Annotated in this window: 22 protein-coding genes; 11 read left to right on the forward strand and 11 right to left on the reverse strand. The window is 63.2% G+C overall.

Annotation, left to right across the window (positions count from 1 at the left end; all coding sequences use genetic code 11):
• Nucleotides 1-24 precede the first annotated feature (24 nt).
• Nucleotides 25-1,800, reverse strand: coding sequence for an Ig-like domain-containing protein (locus tag ACTJKM_RS07180; RefSeq protein WP_440660087.1), 1,776 nt, complete (start codon nucleotides 1,798-1,800; stop codon nucleotides 25-27).
• 244 nt (nucleotides 1,801-2,044) lie between these two features.
• On the opposite strand from ACTJKM_RS07180, the gene ACTJKM_RS07185 reads away from it, so the two are divergent.
• Entirely contained in the window at nucleotides 2,045-2,665 is a 621-nt protein-coding gene (locus tag ACTJKM_RS07185; RefSeq protein WP_058320243.1) for a TIGR00730 family Rossman fold protein, read from the forward strand.
• A 73-nt stretch (nucleotides 2,666-2,738) separates the two neighbouring features.
• Here the strand turns inward: ACTJKM_RS07185 and rarD are convergent, their stop codons facing one another.
• The 8 genes from rarD to cysS all read right to left on the reverse strand — a co-directional run bounded on the left by rarD (nucleotide 2,739) and on the right by cysS (nucleotide 9,961).
• Nucleotides 2,739-3,680: an EamA family transporter RarD gene (gene rarD, locus ACTJKM_RS07190; RefSeq protein ID WP_058329431.1), complete on the reverse strand. Its 942-nt coding sequence runs from the start codon at nucleotides 3,678-3,680 to the stop codon at nucleotides 2,739-2,741.
• Between the two features lie 314 nt (nucleotides 3,681-3,994).
• Entirely contained in the window at nucleotides 3,995-5,611 is a 1,617-nt protein-coding gene (cimA, locus tag ACTJKM_RS07195; RefSeq protein WP_058329432.1) for a citramalate synthase, read from the reverse strand.
• Nucleotides 5,612-5,645: 34 nt separating this feature from the next.
• Entirely contained in the window at nucleotides 5,646-6,608 is a 963-nt protein-coding gene (gene pip / locus ACTJKM_RS07200) for a prolyl aminopeptidase (protein ID WP_058329433.1), read from the reverse strand.
• Nucleotides 6,609-6,610: 2 nt separating this feature from the next.
• Nucleotides 6,611-7,132, reverse strand: coding sequence for a GFA family protein (locus ACTJKM_RS07205; RefSeq protein ID WP_440635488.1), 522 nt, complete (start codon nucleotides 7,130-7,132; stop codon nucleotides 6,611-6,613).
• On the reverse strand, nucleotides 7,105-7,581 hold the full coding sequence (locus ACTJKM_RS07210; protein WP_058320245.1) for a GFA family protein: 477 nt from the start codon (nucleotides 7,579-7,581) through the stop codon (nucleotides 7,105-7,107). Before ACTJKM_RS07210 ends, ACTJKM_RS07205 begins: the two co-directional genes overlap by 28 nt.
• Entirely contained in the window at nucleotides 7,578-8,069 is a 492-nt protein-coding gene (locus tag ACTJKM_RS07215; RefSeq protein WP_058320246.1) for a GFA family protein, read from the reverse strand. The genes ACTJKM_RS07210 and ACTJKM_RS07215 overlap by 4 nt, the downstream gene beginning before the upstream one ends.
• Nucleotides 8,070-8,081: 12 nt before the next feature.
• On the reverse strand, nucleotides 8,082-8,462 hold the full coding sequence (locus tag ACTJKM_RS07220) for a VOC family protein (RefSeq protein WP_058320247.1): 381 nt from the start codon (nucleotides 8,460-8,462) through the stop codon (nucleotides 8,082-8,084).
• Nucleotides 8,463-8,569: 107 nt separating this feature from the next.
• The gene (gene cysS, locus ACTJKM_RS07225; RefSeq protein WP_058329434.1) at nucleotides 8,570-9,961 is read right to left on the reverse strand and encodes a cysteine--tRNA ligase; all 1,392 of its coding nucleotides are present in this window, start codon (nucleotides 9,959-9,961) and stop codon (nucleotides 8,570-8,572) included.
• A gap of 413 nt (nucleotides 9,962-10,374) precedes the next feature.
• Between cysS and ACTJKM_RS07230 the strand changes: the two genes are divergently transcribed.
• Nucleotides 10,375-10,518, forward strand: coding sequence for a hypothetical protein (locus ACTJKM_RS07230; RefSeq protein WP_176907119.1), 144 nt, complete (start codon nucleotides 10,375-10,377; stop codon nucleotides 10,516-10,518).
• A 3-nt stretch (nucleotides 10,519-10,521) separates the two neighbouring features.
• On the opposite strand, the gene ACTJKM_RS07235 is transcribed toward ACTJKM_RS07230, so the two are convergent.
• Complete coding sequence (locus ACTJKM_RS07235) at nucleotides 10,522-11,295, reverse strand: SOS response-associated peptidase (protein WP_058320248.1); 774 nt, start codon at nucleotides 11,293-11,295, stop codon at nucleotides 10,522-10,524.
• Between the two features lie 60 nt (nucleotides 11,296-11,355).
• On the opposite strand from ACTJKM_RS07235, the gene ACTJKM_RS07240 reads away from it, so the two are divergent.
• The 9 genes from ACTJKM_RS07240 to ACTJKM_RS07280 all read left to right on the forward strand — a co-directional run bounded on the left by ACTJKM_RS07240 (nucleotide 11,356) and on the right by ACTJKM_RS07280 (nucleotide 17,058).
• On the forward strand, nucleotides 11,356-11,817 hold the full coding sequence (locus ACTJKM_RS07240; protein ID WP_058329435.1) for an NUDIX hydrolase: 462 nt from the start codon (nucleotides 11,356-11,358) through the stop codon (nucleotides 11,815-11,817).
• Nucleotides 11,814-12,260, forward strand: a complete 447-nt coding sequence (locus ACTJKM_RS07245; RefSeq protein ID WP_058329436.1) for a TIGR02301 family protein — start codon at nucleotides 11,814-11,816, stop codon at nucleotides 12,258-12,260. The genes ACTJKM_RS07240 and ACTJKM_RS07245 overlap by 4 nt, the downstream gene beginning before the upstream one ends.
• A 158-nt stretch (nucleotides 12,261-12,418) precedes the next feature.
• On the forward strand, nucleotides 12,419-12,688 hold the full coding sequence (locus ACTJKM_RS07250; RefSeq protein WP_093232155.1) for a hypothetical protein: 270 nt from the start codon (nucleotides 12,419-12,421) through the stop codon (nucleotides 12,686-12,688).
• A 15-nt stretch (nucleotides 12,689-12,703) separates the two neighbouring features.
• Complete coding sequence (locus ACTJKM_RS07255; RefSeq protein WP_058329437.1) at nucleotides 12,704-13,495, forward strand: hypothetical protein; 792 nt, start codon at nucleotides 12,704-12,706, stop codon at nucleotides 13,493-13,495.
• 202 nt (nucleotides 13,496-13,697) lie between these two features.
• Nucleotides 13,698-14,546 (forward strand): CAF17-like 4Fe-4S cluster assembly/insertion protein YgfZ, encoded by an 849-nt coding sequence (gene ygfZ, locus ACTJKM_RS07260; protein WP_058329438.1) that lies wholly within the window; start codon nucleotides 13,698-13,700, stop codon nucleotides 14,544-14,546.
• Nucleotides 14,543-15,151 (forward strand): YfbR-like 5'-deoxynucleotidase, encoded by a 609-nt coding sequence (locus tag ACTJKM_RS07265; protein WP_057252762.1) that lies wholly within the window; start codon nucleotides 14,543-14,545, stop codon nucleotides 15,149-15,151. The genes ygfZ and ACTJKM_RS07265 overlap by 4 nt, the downstream gene beginning before the upstream one ends.
• Before the next feature lies 1 nt (nucleotide 15,152).
• Nucleotides 15,153-15,692, forward strand: coding sequence for a tyrosine phosphatase family protein (locus tag ACTJKM_RS07270; RefSeq protein WP_057252763.1), 540 nt, complete (start codon nucleotides 15,153-15,155; stop codon nucleotides 15,690-15,692).
• The gene (locus ACTJKM_RS07275; RefSeq protein ID WP_058329439.1) at nucleotides 15,682-16,662 is read left to right on the forward strand and encodes an NUDIX hydrolase; all 981 of its coding nucleotides are present in this window, start codon (nucleotides 15,682-15,684) and stop codon (nucleotides 16,660-16,662) included. The genes ACTJKM_RS07270 and ACTJKM_RS07275 overlap by 11 nt, the downstream gene beginning before the upstream one ends.
• A gap of 150 nt (nucleotides 16,663-16,812) precedes the next feature.
• A complete protein-coding gene (locus ACTJKM_RS07280) occupies nucleotides 16,813-17,058 on the forward strand; it encodes a hypothetical protein (RefSeq protein WP_058320251.1) in 246 nt (81 codons plus the stop codon).
• Between the two features lie 18 nt (nucleotides 17,059-17,076).
• Here ACTJKM_RS07280 and nadC read toward each other — a convergent pair whose 3' ends face one another.
• Nucleotides 17,077-17,982 (reverse strand): carboxylating nicotinate-nucleotide diphosphorylase, encoded by a 906-nt coding sequence (gene nadC / locus ACTJKM_RS07285; RefSeq protein ID WP_440660101.1) that lies wholly within the window; start codon nucleotides 17,980-17,982, stop codon nucleotides 17,077-17,079.
• Nucleotides 17,983-18,000 lie beyond the last annotated feature (18 nt).

Raw genomic sequence — 18,000 nt, forward strand, 5'->3', positions numbered from 1 at the left:
TGTTGTTGGCGGGCGATCGACTGCCTATTGCTCGTGTTTCATGTGCTTTCTGTGAATCTCGCGCGATTCATCGTCCGGCAGCGCCTTATCCGGCACACCGAAAACCTGTCCCGGGCGAATGCGGTCCGGGTCTTCGATCTGGTCCTGGTTGGCCAGGTAGATCGTGGTGTAGCGCAAGCCGGCACCGTAGACGCGACGCGAAATCTGCCACAGCGTGTCGCCGCGACGGATGATCACGGAGGATTTGCTCTCCTTGAGCGGCTCCTGCTGGACCGTCTGAGGCTCTTCCTGCGTGGGGGCCGCGGCTGCGGTTTCAGTGCTTGGCGCCGGCGTCGTCGTGGCGTCGCTCGCCACTGCGCTGCCTGCACCCATCGCCTTTGCCAGTTCACCCTGCGCCGGGGCATTGCCCTTCGGCTGGGCCTGCGCGTCCGACGCCGGCGTCGCGCTGCCGCGCTCGGCCAGAACCGGACCGACGCTCGCGTCGACCTTGGCAAGCGCCGAAGCAACGCTCGGCGCATCCTGCGGCGCGGCCTTCAAGGCTGCCAGCGCATCGGCTGCCGCCTTCGACGCCCGTGCCGAGGCCGCGGCCAGCGCCTGATCGGAGCTGTCGGCGAGCCGGAAGTCGGCCAGCGACTTCAGAGCGATCTCTGTTGCGGAACGCGCTGCGGCGAGTTGCTCGCCTGTCGGGACCTTGCCATTGGCATAGAGCCCCTTCAACAGAGCCAGCGCCTTGCCTGCCTCGGCGCGTACGCCATCAAGACCGGCTGTCGCCGAGGGCGTGCCCGACGGCGCCACGGCGGCGACCTGCGAGCCTGCGGGGCGGTCGAAGGGAACCGAAGCGCGCATAGCGACCTTGGTGCCATCCTCGTTCAGCATATCGGCGCGGATGATGTGGCTGCCAACGGTCAACTCGATCTCGCCATCGACGACGAAATTGCCCTTGTCGTCGGCCTTCATTTCTCCGAGCAGCTTGTCATCCGCATAGACGCGCACCAGCGCACGCGGCCTGGCGCTGCCCGCGACGAACATCTTGCTTCCCTCGATCTCGACGGCACTCACCTGCAAGCCGGGAACACCGAGCGCCTTTGCCGGAGCCGAGGATGCGTCGCCGGTCGCGAGCGGCGTCTGCGTCGCAGTCGATGCGACCTCGGTCGGCTTGTTGTCGGTCCCTTGCTCGCTTTCGGCCTTGGCAGCTTCCGGCGTCGCGATCAGTCGGCTTGCCTCACCTGGCTTCGACACCATGGCGAGAAGTTGACCGGAGGGGTCCTTGGGAACCGAAACGGTCGCAACTTCCTCGGAACTCTTCACCGTGCCGTCTTCACCGGTGCTGCGCAGCGTCAACTGATAGTCGCCAGCCGGCAGAGGCTTGTCGAAGACGGCCGCAAAGTCACCCGTCGCGCCGACATCGGCGGTACCGACAACGGTGTCGCCGCTCAGAATCTCGAGCTTCGAACCGGGCTCGGCGTGCCCAGCGATCACGGTCGATCCATCGGGCTCCACGCGCAGCACATCGAAACCGGGCACGTCCGGATTTTCGGCGGGTGCGTTCGTCGGCGCAGCATTGGCTGTCTGTTCGGCCTCACCGGCCTTGGCGTCCAGCGGCTTCGCGGTTCCTTCGGTCGCCTGCGGGCCGCCGGTGCCAGCAGCAGTCTCGTTCGATTGGCTCGCGTTGCCTGCGGCCGGTTCGTCTGCCGGCTTCTTGCCGTCACCACGCAGGTTCGGTTGCACCACGAATACCATCAACGCTGTCGCTGCCACGAGGACAGTAATGGCCACCCAGCCGGCCTTATTTTTGATCATGCCACTCTCCACACGGAGCGGAGCAACGCTCCGCGCATGCCCACTCATCGGCCTGCGGTGCGGGCTTGCGCCATTCATTATAGCGCAACAGCAAGCGAACCGTCCGATTTCTTCAATCAATCCCTGAAATTGCTAGCGATTCGCGATTCGGCACACAAGCAGTCAAGGGCGCCGCAACCGCCGGAAACCCAGCTTTCCCCTCATTTTTCTTGACCCATGCTGCGCTGCAATGTTTTTTGGGGGCATGAGCACTGAGAACAGCACGATTCGATCCATCTGCGTCTATTGCGGTTCACAGCCGGGACGCGACAACGCCTACATGGAAGCCGGCCGCGCACTTGGCCGCTCGATTGCCGATCACGGTCTTCGCCTGGTCTATGGCGGCGGCACGCGCGGCATCATGGGAGCCGTCGCCAGCGGCGTCCTTTCCAACGGCGGCGAAGTCACCGGGATCATCCCGGAATTCCTCATGGACAAGGAAGCCACCCGCCATTCGCTCGGCCAGCTGAACGAACTGATCGTCACTGCCGACATGCACGAGCGCAAACACACGATGTTCGAACGGGCCGACGCTTTCGTGGCGCTCCCGGGCGGCATCGGCACTCTGGAAGAGATCGTCGAGATCATGACCTGGGCGCAGCTTGGCCGTCACCGCAAGCCGATGGTCTTCGGTAACATCAACAACTTCTGGCGGCCGATGCTGGATCTGCTGCAGCACATGCGCGAGGAGGGTTTCGTACACACGGCGCACCTCGTGCAGCCGCTCGTCGTCAATGATGCGGTCGACATCGTTCCGACCATTCTTGCTGCTGCCAGTGGTGGCAACGGGCGCGAGGGCGAGGCTGAGATCATTTCCAGGCTTTGATCTTTTAATTTCCGGACAACAAAAAGGCGCGCTCACCGGCGCGCCTTTTTCGTTTTTGTCCCATTCGCTTGTGTTACTCGGCCGGACTCGCCTGCAATGCTGCGCGACGCGCACGGCTTTCGGCCAACATCGCGCCCGAATAGATCACCAGCGCCGCCCAGATCAGGCCGAAGGCAATGAGCTTCGCGGTGCCGAAGGGCTCGTGGAAGACGAAGACGGCGATCAGGAAGATCATCGTCGGGGCGATGTACTGCATGATGCCGATGGTCGACAGCCGCAGCAGCTTGGCGCCGTTGGCATAGATCATCAATGGAATGGCGGTGACGACGCCGCAGGACATCAGCCAGAGAACATCGGCCGTGCCTGTATCGCCGAAATGCCCCTGCCCGGTCGCCTCGAGCCAGATGATATAGCCGAGCGCCGGAACGCTGAGCAGCAACACCTCCAGGAAGAAGCCCTGGTTCGGACCGACCGGCAGCGTCTTGCGGAAGAAAGCATAGAAGCCCCAGGACAGGCAAAGGCCGATCGACACCCACGGCAGGCCGCCGGCATCGAAGGCGAGCACGGCGACGGCCGATGCCGCAAGCGCGATCGCAACCATCTGCGCCGGGTTCGGCTTTTCCTTCAGCAGCACCGCGCCGAGGAAGATCGAAAACAGCGGGTTGATATAGTAGCCGAGCGCCGTCTCGATCGCGCGGCCGGCGCCAATCGCCCAGACATAGATGCCCCAGTTGATGGTGATCAGCACGGCGGTCAACGCCGCCATGCGCAGCATGCGCGGCGAGCGCAGCGCCACCGTGATGTCATCGGTACGACCGAGCCAAAGCAGAACCAGACCCGCGAGCGGCACCGACCACACGATCCGGTGCGCCACCACTTCCGGCGCCGGAATGTGAGAGACGGCCTTCATGAAGAAGGGCAGAAAGCCCCAAAGCAGATAGGCGGTCAGCGCGAAGGCAAAGCCTCTCGCGGAATCGGTATTTTCGGCGGGTGCTTTCGCGTTCGGCTCAGCCATAACATCTTTTCCTGGTGTGTTTGGCGAAGCCGTGGTGGCAACGGGCCGCTCTCCGGTCGCTCCTGCGTGCGTCCTTAAATCGCATCCGATTTAAGGACAAAAACATGCAGCAATTCAAAGTGCTACAGCGACCTTTGCGCGTCGGATAAGACGCGCGGTGCTGAAGGGAAGGCGCGGCTTACCAACCGACAAAGCCTCCCACGGATGCGTCCTACTCCAACGCCCGGGAATGCACCAATTCATTTCCGTGAAGAGATGGTGAGTTTTGCTTATCATCCCACCGCAGCGGAGCCTGCCCTACCTCGCCGCCGACGTCATTCGGCGGCAATCAGGCCGACATGGTCGCGGTTCTTCAACAGCTTGAAGATGATGCTGTCCATCAGTGCCTGGAAGGATGCGTCGATGATGTTGTCGGAGACGCCCACCGTCCACCAGCGTGCGCCGGTCCCGTCAGTCGACTCGATCAGCACGCGCGTGATCGCCTCGGTGCCGCCATTGAGGATACGGACCTTATAGTCCGCCAGTTCGAGATCTTCGATTTCCGACTGGTACTTGCCGAGGTCCTTGCGCAGCGCGAGGTCAAGCGCATTGACCGGGCCATGGCCTTCGGCAACCGACATCATCGTCTCGCCGTCGACCACCACCTTCACCACCGCTTCCGATACGGTCTTCAGATGGCCGTTGGCGTCGAAGCGGCGCTCGACCATCACCCGGAAGCTTTCGACGTGGAAGAAATCCGGCACCGTGCCGAGGATGCGGCTTGCCAGCAGCGCGAAGCTCGCATCCGCCCCCTCATAGGCATAGCCGGTCGCTTCCCGTTCCTTGACGATGGCGATCAGCTTGTCGAGTTTCGGGTCGTCCTTGCTGACGACGATGCCGCGGCGCTTCAGCGCGTTGATGAAATTGGCCTTGCCGCCCTGATCGGAGACCATGACCTTGCGCAGGTTGCCGATGCTTTCCGGCGCGACGTGCTCATAGGTGCGCGGGTCCTTGAGCAGTGCCGAAGCATGGATGCCGGCTTTGGTGGCAAAGGCCGATGCGCCGACATAGGGCGCCTGCTGATCCGGCGAGCGGTTCAACAGCTCGTCGAAAGAATGGGCGAGCTTCGTCAATTCCTGCAGGCGATCGGCATCGATCGCCGTTTCGAAGCGATTGGAATAGGTCTCCTTGAGCGCGAGCGTCGGGATCAGCGTGACGAGATTGGCGTTGCCGCAACGCTCGCCGATGCCGTTCAGCGTTCCCTGGATCTGGCGCACGCCGGCCTCCACCGCCGCCAGCGAGTTGGCGACCGCCTGGCCGGTGTCGTTGTGGGCATGGATGCCGAGATTGGCGCCGGGCACGCCGGCAGCGATCGCAGCAGTGACGATCTCGCGCACCTCCGGCGGCTGCGTGCCGCCATTGGTGTCGCAGAGCACAACCCAGCGGGCGCCGGCTTCAAAAGCAGTCTTCGCGCAGGCGAGCGCGTAAGCCGGATTGGCCTTGTAGCCATCGAAGAAATGCTCGCAGTCGACCATCGCCTCACGACCGGAGGCGACCACCGCCTCGACAGAAGCGCGGATATTGTCGAGGTTTTCCTCGTTCGTGCAGCCGAGAGCGACCTCGACATGATAGTCCCAGCTCTTGGCGACCAGACAGATGGCGTCGCTCTTTGCGGCAAGCAGGGCCGCGAGGCCCGGATCATTCGACGCCGAAACCCCGGCGCGCTTGGTCATGCCAAAGGCGACGAAAGATGCCTTCTGCGTGCGCTTGCGCGTGAAAAACTCGGTGTCGGTCGGGTTCGCGCCGGGATAGCCGCCCTCGATGTAGTCCATGCCGAACGCGTCGAGCAGACCCGCAATCGCAATCTTGTCCTCGACCGAAAAGTCGATGCCGGGCGTCTGCTGCCCGTCCCGTAGCGTCGTGTCGAAGAGGTAGATGCGTTCCCTGGTCATGGCTAATCGTCCAAATGCTCGGTTCTTGCTGGTCTTACTCGGTCTTGCCTGCGTATTGGTCCGTCGCCCGGATCAGCCGGTCGAGAATGCCGGGCTCGGAATAGGCGTGCCCTGCCCCTTCGATCAGATGGAGCTCGGACCCCGGCCAGGCCTTGTGCAACTGCCAGGCATATTTCGCCGGGCACGGCATGTCGTAACGCCCGTGGATGACGACGCCGGGAATGCCGTGAAGCCGGTGAACATCCCGCAACAATTGGCCGTCGTCCATCCAGCCGGCATTGACGAAGAAGTGGTTTTCGATGCGCGCGAAGGCATCGGCATATTCGTCGTCGGCGAAAGGTGCGCTCGTCGACAGTTCCGGCAGCAGCGTAATCGTCTCGCCTTCCCAGATGCTCCAGGCCTTGGCGGCGGCAAGACGCGTCGCCTTGTCGTCGCTCATCAGGCGGCGGTGGTAGGCGTGCATCATCTCGTGCCGTTCGTCTTCCGGGATCGGCGCGATGAACCGCTCCCATTTGTCCGGGAACATCTCCGAGACGCCGAACTGATAGTACCAGTCGAGCTCGGCCTTCGTCAGCGTGTAGATGCCGCGCAGCACGAGTTCCGAAACCCGCTCCGGGTGCTTCTCGGCATAGGCGAGCGCCAGCGTCGATCCCCAGGAGCCGCCGAAGACCAACCACTTGGCGACCCCAGCCTGTGCGCGCAGCCGCTCGATATCGGCGACGAGATGCCATGTGGTGTTGGCCTCGATCTTCGCGTGCGGAGTCGACTTGCCGCAGCCGCGCTGGTCGAACAAAGTCACATCATAGAGCGCCGGATCGAACAGGCGACGATGGTTGGCAGAAATCGTGCCGCCCGGTCCGCCATGCAGGAAGACGGCAGGCTTGGCGCCTGGCGTGCCGACCTTTTCCCAATAGATCACGTGACCGTCGCCGACATCGAGGTGGCCCGATGCATAGGGTTCGATTTCCGGGTAGAGCGTACGCAGTACAGTCGTCATTTTCAGTCTTTCGTCAGCGGCCAGTGCACGGTGTCGTAGTCCGGGTGCTGGCGGTTCGTTTCGAGTATGATCAGATGGCGGGTGGCGGACACCTCGCTGCCGTCATCCGTCTCTTTTTCGGGCAGTCTGGCGAGCCGCGAAAACCACAGCACACGAGACTCGACGCCGGCCTGATAGACGGGCAACACGTCATCCGGATCGTCGAGCGAACCGAGCGTGATATTGATGAAATCCGCATCCGGCATGTCATAGAACAGCGGCGTGCCGCAGTCGCGGCAGAAGCCGCGTCGAACCAGATGCGACGAGCGGAACCAGGACGGCTGGCCGCGGGTAATATCGAAACTGTCGCGCGCGACATTCGCCAGCGGCATGAAATAGTTGCCGGCCGCCTTCTGGCACATGCGGCAATGACAGATATGCGGATCCGCGAGCGTGCCTTCGGCACGGTAGCGGACGGCGCCGCATTGGCATCCACCGGTATAGATGCGGGCGATGGTCACCGGAATGCCCCCGAAGGGTGCCATTGCTCGGTCTCGTGATCCGGGTGCTGGAAGGAGATGATGCTCTCCTGCCGCGCATAGAAGTCCTGATCCTCCAGCACCGGCTGTTCGAAGATGGTATCGACCCAGGGCAGCCGCGACGCGTGATTGACCTGGATTTTCGGCGCGAGATCGGTGCGATCGTCAAACGTGCCGATCGCGATCTCGAGGCCGCCGGGGTGCCGGTAGGTCATCGGCGTGCCGCATTTCGGGCAGAAGCCGCGATCGATGTTGACCGAGGACTGAAAGTAGCTCGGCTCGTCCCGTACCCATTCGACGCCATCCTTCGGCGCCGTCACCAGCGCCGAGAAGAACGAGCCGAACTGCTTCTGGCACATGCGGCAATGGCAGATCGACGGACGGCCAAGCTGCCCCCGGATACGGAAACGGACTGCGCCGCATTGGCATCCGCCTGTTCGAACGTTTTCGCTCATCGACTTTCCTCCGGGGGCCAAGTTTCGGTGTCGTGGTCGGGATGCTGGTAGGAAACGAGATTGGTCAGAAATTCGATCGCGTCCGGATCTTCCATCGTATGAACGCCCGGCAGATCGGCCACGTGATCGACATAGGGCAGCTTGCCCTCGATGCCCCACTGGATGGTGGGCACGATGCCCTGCGGCTCGTCGAAGGTGGCGATGGCGAGCGCCATGCCATCCGGTGCCTCGTAGGTCAGCGGCGTGCCGCAATCGGCGCAGAAGCCGCGTCGCGCGGCGTTTGACGACTGAAAGCGCTTCGGCTCGCCGCGCGTCCAGGTGACATGTGCGCCGCGAACGGAAACCAAGGGCATATAGAAGTTGCCGCTCGCCTTCTGGCACATGCGGCAATGACAGACGGATGCGTCACCAAGTTTGCCCTCGACGCGGAAGCGGACCGCGCCGCACTGACAGCCTCCGGTATAATAGGGCCTGTTGTCGAGACTCATCGCAACCCCTCCTCAAGCCGGCGCGTGGCAGACGGCTTCGATGTTGTTGCCGTCGGGATCGAGTACGAAGGCGCCGTAGTAATCGGGGTGATAGTGCGGCCGAAGCCCGGGCTTGCCGTTGTCGCGCCCGCCGGCCGCCATCGCCGCCTCGTAGAAGGCATCGACTTCGGCGCGGCTTCTTGCCGAAAACGCATAGTGCCGTCCCGGACCGGTCGTCGCCTCGTGCAACCAGAAGACCGGCCGTTCGCGGCCATAGCCGCCAACCTTGACGCCGCCGGTATGTTCCACCGGCACCATCATCAGCAGCGAGGCGCCGAGCGGAGCGAAGGCCTTGTCGTAGAACGACCGCGCCCGGTCGAAATCCGAGACGGGAATGCCCGTATGGTCGATCATCGCACGAACTCCTCTTTCATGCCTGCTCTCCGCGTTTCCGCCGTTCCTCGAGGCATTGTCCGATCCCGCTCAGAGGGATCGGACAAAACTCGCTGCCGGGCTCGCGATCACCGTTTGATGTCCCAGGTCGTCACACGCTCGCCGGTTGCCGCATCCTTGCCATCCTTGAGCTGGATGCCCTGGGCGAGAAGATCGTCGCGGATCTTGTCGGCCTCGGCGAAATTCTTCGCCTTCAGCAGTTCCAGGCGGGCGCGGACACGGCCGTCGATGTCGCGTACCACGCCCTCGTCGAGTTCGACCGCCTCAGGCACAACGCCGATCAGCGCAGCACTTGCCGCGAAGGCGCCGAGCAGCTTCGGATCGGCCGCCGCCTTTTGGGCGAGCGCATGGAGCGCCTGAACCGCCGCGACGGTGTTGAGGTCGTCGGCGAGCGCCGCCACGACGGCCGGATCGGCCTCACCCTTCGCCTCGCCCGGCACCGGCCATTTCGAAAGCAGGTGTTCGGCTTCCTCCAGCCGCTTCACCGAAAAATCGATCGGTTCGCGGTAATGCGTCATCAGCATGGCAAGCCTCAGCACGTCGCCCGGCCACTGGCGGCCGGCAAACTTCTCCGTGTGCAGCAATTCGTAGATCGTGACGAAGTTGCCCTCGGACTTCGACATCTTGCGGCCTTCGACCTGCAGGAAGCCGTTGTGCATCCAGACATTCGCCATCACTTGCGTGCCGTGGGCGCAACGGGACTGGGCGATCTCGTTTTCATGATGCGGGAAGATGAGGTCGAGCCCGCCGCCATGAATGTCGAAGACCTCTCCGAGATAACGGCTGCTCATCGCCGAGCACTCAATATGCCAGCCCGGACGGCCCCTGCCCCACGGACTGTCCCAGCCCGGCTCGTTGTCGGCCGAAAGCTTCCACAGCACGAAATCGCCGGGATTTTTCTTGTGCACTTCCACGGCAATGCGGGCGCCGGCCTGCTGTTCGTCGAGGTTGCGCTTTGAAAGCTGACCGTAGTCGGCCATCGACTTGGTATCGAACAGCACCTCGCCGCCCGCCTGATAGGCATGCGCCTTGGCAAGCAGCTTTTCGATGATTTCGATCATCTGCGCGATGTTGTCGGTCGCCCTCGGCTGCACGTCGGGATCGAGGCAGCCGAGCGATTTGGCGTCCGCCAGAAACTGCGTTTCGGTCTTCTCTGTCACCCGCCGGATCGCTTCATTGAGCGGCAGGGTCGGATAGTCGCGCAGCGCCCGCGCATTGATCTTGTCGTCGACGTCGGTGATGTTGCGGGCATAGGTCACGTGCTCCGCGCCATAGACGTGGCGCAGCAGCCGGAAAAGCACATCGAAGACAATCACCGGCCGGGCATTGCCGATATGGGCATAATCATAGACCGTCGGGCCGCAGACATACATGCGGACGTTGTCGGGATCGATCGGCCGGAACTCGACCTTCTCCCGCGTCAGCGTGTTGTACAGCTTTAGTGTCGGCGCTCCGCCCATTCCCAATCTCCATATGCATACGACCGTCGAAACACGGCGCCCGGGCGGCCCGCGCGTTTGTCATCTTGGATTTTAGGAGACGAAAACGGCCAGGCCAGCGGGACGCTAGCGAATAATCTTCCGGCAGATAATGCAGATAACCGTTTTCATAGGCTCACTTATCGCGCGTCGCCTGTGCTCGGTCAAGAGGTCAGCCGCATGCAAGCACAGTAAGCTATCGAAAGGGAAACGGCGGCCATGGATTTGTCATGATTGGGCTTATCTGAGAGCGCCACGCGGAAAACAGATTCGCGGTGTAGTTGGTTCTGCACCACGGTTCCTGTCTCCGGAGAACAGGGAGGAGCGTCGTTTTCGCGCTGAATGACGAGAACGGCATGTATCCGGTTCAGGTAAGCATCAAGGAGTGAGTGCAAGTGAAAGCCGCAAAGACCAAAGACGTCGCCAAATCCGCAAATCTCATCGAACAGTATCGCCCGCTCGGCCTGAAGGCCGTACTCGCCGCCGCGCTGCAGGCAAAGGTGAAGCCTGCGACCAAGCTGACCAAGCGGCCCGCCTGACCCTCAGAACAGGGACATCTGTGCGTTAGCCGGTTCGGCCGGTTTGCTCTCGGGTCGAGCGTCCGGCGCGACCTTGGGCGTCACCGCCTCCTGAATGTCAGGGCCGGCATTGGCAACCTTGTTGACTTTGTCGGAAACGGGGATCGCCTCGAAGTAATCCTCCGCCACGGGGCCGAAGAGATCGACAATCTCGCGCGGCTCCTGCGTCTTGCAGTCCAGCCAGCGGGCGAAATCCTCGGGCTTAATGACGACGGGCATACGGTCGTGGATCTGCCGGATCGAGGCATTGGCCGCCGTCGTCAGGATGGCGGCGGTGTCGACTTCCGAGCCATCGGCCGACGACCAGGTCTCCATCAGACCGGCGAAGGCAACGATCCCGCCCTTGCGCGGGCGCACCCAATAGGCTTGCGACGGCTCGCGGCTGCCTTTCGGCGGCCGGCGCCACTCGTAGAAGCCGGAGGCCGGCACCAGCACGCGCCGGTGTCGCATGGCCGCCCGGAACGATGCCTTTTCAATCGCCGATTCGGCGCGGGCATTGATCAGCAGCGGAAAGTCACGCGGGTCCTTGACCCACCCGGGCATGAACCCCCAGCGCACGAGGACCGCCTTGCGTTCCGGAAGATTGCTGCCGGGCTGAGCCCGTTCGCCGGAAACGACGACCATGATCGGCTGGGTGGGCGCTATGTTGAAGCGCGCCGGAAAGTCTTCGCTTTCCAGCAGCGCAAATAATTCCAACAATTCTTCCGGCGTCGCCGTCAACGCAAAACGTCCGCACATGACACGGATGTGGCACTTCACGTAGGATGGGTCAACGTTACTGAGGCAATTTGATTCCCGATGTCGACCAAGCCTGAACTCGCCTCCTCGGTCATTCTCGAACGCGACGGCCGCTACCTGCTCGTGAGGCGGGCCAACCCGCCGTCGGCCGACATGTACGCCTTTCCCGGTGGACGGGCGGAGCCCGGAGAGACGCCGGCTGAAACTGCGCTTCGCGAATTGTTGGAAGAGACCGGCATAGAGGCCCGCAATCCCGTGCTGTTCGAAACCTACGACCTGCCCGGCAAGGAATCGGAAGGACGGCATTTCCTGCTTTCTGTCTTCCGAGCCGACGCGGGTGGCGACGCGGTAGCCGTTGCCAGCGACGACGCCGCCGGTCTTGCCTGGTTCACGCCGGCCGAAATCTTTGCCTTGCCGATCCCGGACAGCGTGCGCGAATGCGTGGAAAGGCTCGCGGAGATCGACACGGAATCCGGCCGCGGCCTTGAAACCGCCGTCAATTCCGGCTTGGTGGAGCCATGATCACTGCCCCGATCCTTGCGCGGCTTGCCCTGGCCGGCCTCGCGCTGACAGCCGCCACCGGTGCGGCGGCGCAAAAAACGCCGACGAAAGAGACGGCAACCACCGAGGCTGCAGCCCCTGCCGTCGCGGAGGAGAAACCCACACCCTACGACCAGAGGTTGATCCGGCTTTCCGAAATCATCGGCTCCGTTCACTATCTCAGGAACCTTTGCGTCAAGGAGCCGGAGGATGTCTGGCGTCGTTCGATGCAGGAATTGATCGACAAGGAAACGGCCGACGAGATCAAACGACGCGAAAGGATGACCGCCGCCTTCAACCGTGGGTATCGCACCTTTGCCTCTGTTTATACGACCTGCACGGGACCGGCGATCGTCGCCGAGCAGCGATACCGTGCCGAAGGCGCAACACTTGCGTCAGAAATCGTCGCCCGCTTTGGAAATTAGCAATAAATTAACCTCTTTTCTCACGACCCCGTGTCGTTTCGGGAAAAGGCTGCTAAGTTCGTTAAGAGAGTGGTAAGAAGTGGCGAGTCCGTCACAGCCGTTCAGTTGGAGTTCAGCCGGACGGCCAAAGAATGAACCGCTTGCACAATGGAAGTCGCATGGAACGAATGATGGAACCAAGCCTGACCGACATCGATGACATGATCGTCCACGAGAAAATGCAGGCTGCGCTGGAACACCAGAGCGAGGCCTGGGCGGACGGCATGGCTGATGGTATCGAGCCGGAAATCATCGCCGATGCGGCCATCGCGCTCGCCATGCGGGAAACCGTTCGGCTTCATGGCGAAGACGGTGCGGAAGCGATGCTCAATTCGCTTCGCGAACGCGTCCTCGCCGGCGAGTTCTCGCCCCAGCGCACGCTTCAGTAATATCAGGACTGCCCGATGATTCGGAATCTTGCAAACCGGACCCTTCCGGTTCGCCTCGCCACGCTGCTTTTGGCCGGTGTCGCCGTGAGCACCCCGGCAGCGTTTTCCCCCGCCTTTGCTCTCAGCGAATTGCAGGGCGCGCCGCAACCCGTTCCCACCGAACAGCCCGCTACCGGCGACCAGAAGGCGGCGCCGCCTGTGGCCGAACCTGTCGCGGAGGAGCCGGACGAAGAAGAGAAGCTTCCGCTCGAAATCCCGATGCCCGATCCGCTGATCAACAAGTCAGCGACGGCCACCAAGGACGAGGCCCCCGCGGCCGAAGAGCCTGAGACGGCCGGGCCTGTCGAGGTTCTGACAGACGTTTCCAAGATTCCGGCGCCTGTTGCCCGGATGCGTGAACTGATCGTCGAAGCGGCTGCTTCCGGCGATATCGAGCGCCTGCGCCCGTTGCTCGGCAAGGGCCCGACCCAAACCCAGGTCACCGGCGTCACCGGCGACGAGGACCCGGTCGCGATTCTCAAGGGACTTTCGGGCGATCAAGAGGGTGTCGAAATCCTGGCGATCCTGCTCGACGTGCTGTCGACAGGTTTCGTGCTGGTGGACAAGGGCACGCCGCAGGAGGCCTATGTCTGGCCCTACTTCGCGGAAAAGAAGCTCTCGACGCTCACGGCACCGGAAAAGGTCGATCTGTTCCGCCTGGTCACCGCAGGGGACTTTGCAGACATGGAAGAGTTCGGCAGCTACAACTTCTACCGCGTCGGCATCATGCCGGACGGAAAGTGGAAATTCTTCATCGCCGGCGACTGACCGCCGGCGACCGAGCTTGCCGATCCTCTCCGAACATCCTACCTCTTCGCCAAGAGATCACGATGGTACCAGGTCGAGTCGACCCGGATCGCGACGTGATCGGTGTTTGTTGTACGCATTTCCGGGCACAAAACCGTTACGTACTTTTGCTGGAAATGCTCTAGGTTGAGCGGGTTCCCACCCGCCGAGCAGGATTCGAACGATGCCCAGAGTTCGCCTCGACGACCGCGCGATTGTCGCCGTCTCCGGCAAGGACGCCGAAGATCTCCTCCAGGGATTGATCACCACCGACCTCGATGCGCTGGCGCCCGATGAATCGCGTCCCGGCGCCTTGCTGACGCCGCAGGGCAAGATCCTGTTCGACTTCATGATCTCCCGTGCCGGCGACGGCCTTAGGCTGGAGACCGCGCGCGACCAAGCGGAAGCACTGCTGAAGCGGCTGACGATGTACAAGCTTCGCTCGGCGGTCGACCTTTCGATCGATGCGTCCGCCGCCGTCACCGTGATATTTGACGAGGCCGCGCCTGAAGGGGCCTACCGGGATCACCGCTTCGAGAAAGCCGGCGTCGCACTCTTCCGCGCCTATGGCGAAGCAGCCGGCGACACGGCCGGCGTCGACGAACTCGAGCGGATTCGCATCTCAGCGGGCGTCGCGAGTGCCGGCACTGATTATGTGGCGCAGGATGCTTTTCCGCATGATGTTCTCCTCGACAAGAACGGCGGCCTTTCCTTCAAGAAGGGATGCTACGTCGGCCAGGAAGTGGTGTCGCGGATGCAGCACCGCGGCATGCCGCGCCGCCGGGTCGTGATCGTCTCTGCGCAGACCGCGCTTCCCCCGACGGGAACGACGATTACTGCGAACGATAAGTCCATCGGCACGCTGGGTACGGTTCAAGGCAAGTCGGCACTCGCGATCGTGCGCATCGACAAGGCGGGAGAAGCCATGGCGAACGATGTTCAGTTGCTTGCCGGTGACGTACCGGTGACCATGGTCCTGCCCGAATGGACCGGGCTCACCTTCCCGACGAGCGCCGACGAGGCAAGCGCGTGACGTCGACCCGCGCCTGGCAACGCATGCTCTCCGGCCGCCGGCTGGACCTGCTCGATCCGTCGCCGCTCGACGTCGAAATCGGGGACATCGCCCATGGGCTCGCGCGCGTTGCCCGCTGGAACGGCCAGACGGCCGGCGACCACGCCTTCTCGGTGGCGCAGCACAGCCTGATGGTCGAGGACATCTTTCGCCGGAGCAACAAATGCAGCACCGACGACTGCCTGCTGGCTCTGCTGCATGATGCGCCGGAATATGTGATCGGTGACATGATCTCGCCGTTCAAGGCCGTGGTCGGCGGCGGCTACAAGTCGGTGGAAAAGCGGCTGGAAAGCGCCATTCACCTGCGCTTCGGCCTGCCGGCGCAATGCTCCAAGGAATTGAAGGATCGGATCAAGAAGGCCGACCACGTCGCCGCCTATTTCGAAGCGACCGTGCTTGCCGGCTTCTCGGTCGAAGAGGCGCGCAAGTTCTTCGGCCAGCCACGCGGCATTACCCGCGAAACGCTGCTGATCGATCCTTTGCCGGCCGTCGAAGCGCAGCGGCTGTTCACGGAACGGTTCCAGGTTCTGGAAGCAGAGCGCCTGCCGGCGCGCGCGGAAATCTGACATGCCGGAGATCGTCGTTTCGCCACTCGCCCGCATCGCCGAAATGGCCGTTCGCCATGGCTGCACCGAGATGATCAGCCTTGTCGCCAAGGGCCAGGACTTTCATCGCCCCGGGGTCATCGCCAAGGCGCGGCACCTGACGCTCGGCATGAACGACATCACCTTTGCCGGCACCGGTGACCTCATCGCGCCGCAGGAAGAGCATGTCCGGCAGATCGTCGCCTTTGCGCGCGAATGGGATCGCGCGCGGCCGTTGCTCGTCCATTGCTGGATGGGCGTTTCGCGTTCGCCGGCAGCGGCGCTTATCGCGGCCCTTGCCGCCGAGCCGGACCAGGATGACGCAGAATTGGTTCAGCGCCTGCGGCGCGCCTCGCCCTTCGCAACGCCAAACAGCCGGCTTATCGAGATCGGTGATACGGTGCTCCAGCGTAACGGGCGGCTCATGGCCGCCGTGCGCGGGATCGGCCGAGGTGCGGACACCGACGGTAACGCACCCTTTGTCCTGCCGCTTCTTGCCGAGGGGGCAGCCGTTGCCGACTGAAACGCAGCCGACGACGGTCGAAATCGGCCTCAATGCGGCGATCGTCGCCGTCGTCCAGCGCAGTCCTCGGATCCTTGCCGTCAGCGAAACCGACGGCGACGCGCGAGACAGCCTGCCCTTCGGCCCCTTTGATCCGGCGCTGCATCGGACCTTTGAGACGAGCCTGCGCGATCGCGTCGAAAAGCGCACGGCGCTGAAACTCGGCTATATCGAACAGCTCTACACCTTCGGTGATCGCGGCCGGCAGCGGCTTCCGGGCGAAGAAGGCAAACACATGGTCTCGGTCGGCTATCTGGCGCTAACCAGGACCGACGCCGAAAACACCGAGCGGCTCGCCGAAGCCGGCGCGCACTGGCGCGACTGGTACGGCTACCTGCCTTGGGAAGACTGGCGGCAGGGCCGCCCACCGGTCCTCGATCAGGCGATCCTGCCGGGGCTTGCCCGCTGGGAGACTGGCGCCACCGGCGAAGAACAGGCCGCCCGGATCGCCCGCCGCCGGGCGCGCATTCGCCTGGCATTTGGTCTCGACGATTTTCCCTGGGACGAGGAGCGTGTGCTGGAGCGTTACGAGCTGCTCTACGAGGCCGGGCTCGTGCCCGAAGCTGTGCTCGACGGCCACGGCAACGGCCACGACGTTCTGACCGTCGGGCAGGCGATGCGCCATGACCATCGCCGCATCGTCGCGACAGCGATCGCGAGGTTGCGCGGCAAGCTCAAATATCGCCCTGTCGTCTTCGAACTGATGCCGCCGGAGTTCACGCTGACCGACCTGCAGGCGACCGTCGAAGCAATCTCCGGCCGCCACCTGCACAAGCAGAATTTCCGCCGCCTCGTCGAGGGCGCGGAGCTGGTGGAACCGACAGGCATGACACTGTCTTCGACCGGTGGGCGCCCGGCCGCCCTCTTCCGCTTCCGCCGCCAGATCCTCGATGAGCGCCCTGCCCCGGGCCTCAAGGTCGGCGGGCGATGATCGCAGTCAATAATCCCTGAAAAGCGGACCTGCGTCTAAAAACATCCCGAGACGCCACCTACATTGCTGGATCATGATATGATTGGTGCAGCGGGTGGAGACGGAACTCTCCTATGCCCGCCACCTGACGTTTAAGACCGAGGTAAGCCCATGCTGCTCGCACTGACCCTGCTGACGTCGCTGCTCGGAACCTCGCCCCAGTCGGGTATCGACGAGAAGCCGAAGATGCCCGACTACTTCAAGAACCAGCAGGGCGGCGGCATGCAGCCTCAGACCACGATCTGCAATCTCAACAGCCAGGATTCGAACGGGCAGTTCAAGACCTGCCGCTACGATTGCGGCACGCAGATCACCGTCGGCGAGCGCTTCGCCTGCCCGTTCATCATGCAGCGATAACGCTGGTTGAACTGCTCGTTACCGGTTGATCACCACATCGAGGCCAATGTCGAGCGTTGGAGCGGCCATGGTGATCTTTGAAGTCGAGATGTAGTCGATGCCGCTTTCGGCAATCGCGCGCACAGTATCGATCTTGACGTTGCCGGAGGCCTCGAGCCGGGTGCGGCGGGCGTCGAGCGCGTAGGCGTCGGTGGAGAGCTGCCAGAATGCCTGGTTGACGGCGACGGCTTCGCGCAGCAGCTCCGGCCCCATATTGTCGAGCAGGATGACGTCGGGCTGGGCGGTCAGCGCCTCGCGCATCTGATCGAGACCATCGACCTCGACCTCGATCTTGACGAGATGGCCGCAATAGGCCCGCGCCGCGTGGATGGCGCTGGCGACACCGCCGGAAACGGCAATGTGGTTATCCTTGATCAACACCGCGTCGTCGAGCCCGTAGCGGTGGTTGGAGCCACCGCCGAGACGCACGGCAAATTTCTCGAGTGCGCGCAGCCCCGGGATGGTCTTGCGGGTACAGCAAACCTTCGCACGCGTATGGGCGATCTCGCCGGCGAATTTCGCCGTATAGGTGGCAATACCCGAGAGATGCATAAGGAAATTCAGGCCCACCCGCTCGGCGGACAGCAACCCGCGGGCACGGCCGGAGATGCGGGCGATCGCCGTGCCCGGCGCCACCCGGTCCCCATCCGCCACCAACGCCTCGAAACCGATCGACGGGTCGACCAGACGGAAGGCGGCGCGGGCCAGATCAAGCCCGGCAACGACGCCCGCGTCGCGGACGTTCATGCCGGCCGTTGCCGTCAGCTCCGGTCCGATCGTCGACAGCGTGGTAATGTCGCCGGCGCGGCCGAGATCCTCAAGCAGTGCGGCGCGCACCTGGTCCTCGATCATCAGTGCGGGCAGTTCGGGGCGGAGGGCTGCGATCATTTGCTGGCGGTCCTT

The sequence above is a fragment of the Ensifer sp. 22460 genome (genome assembly GCF_052044935.1).
Lineage (GTDB): Bacteria > Pseudomonadota > Alphaproteobacteria > Rhizobiales > Rhizobiaceae > Ensifer.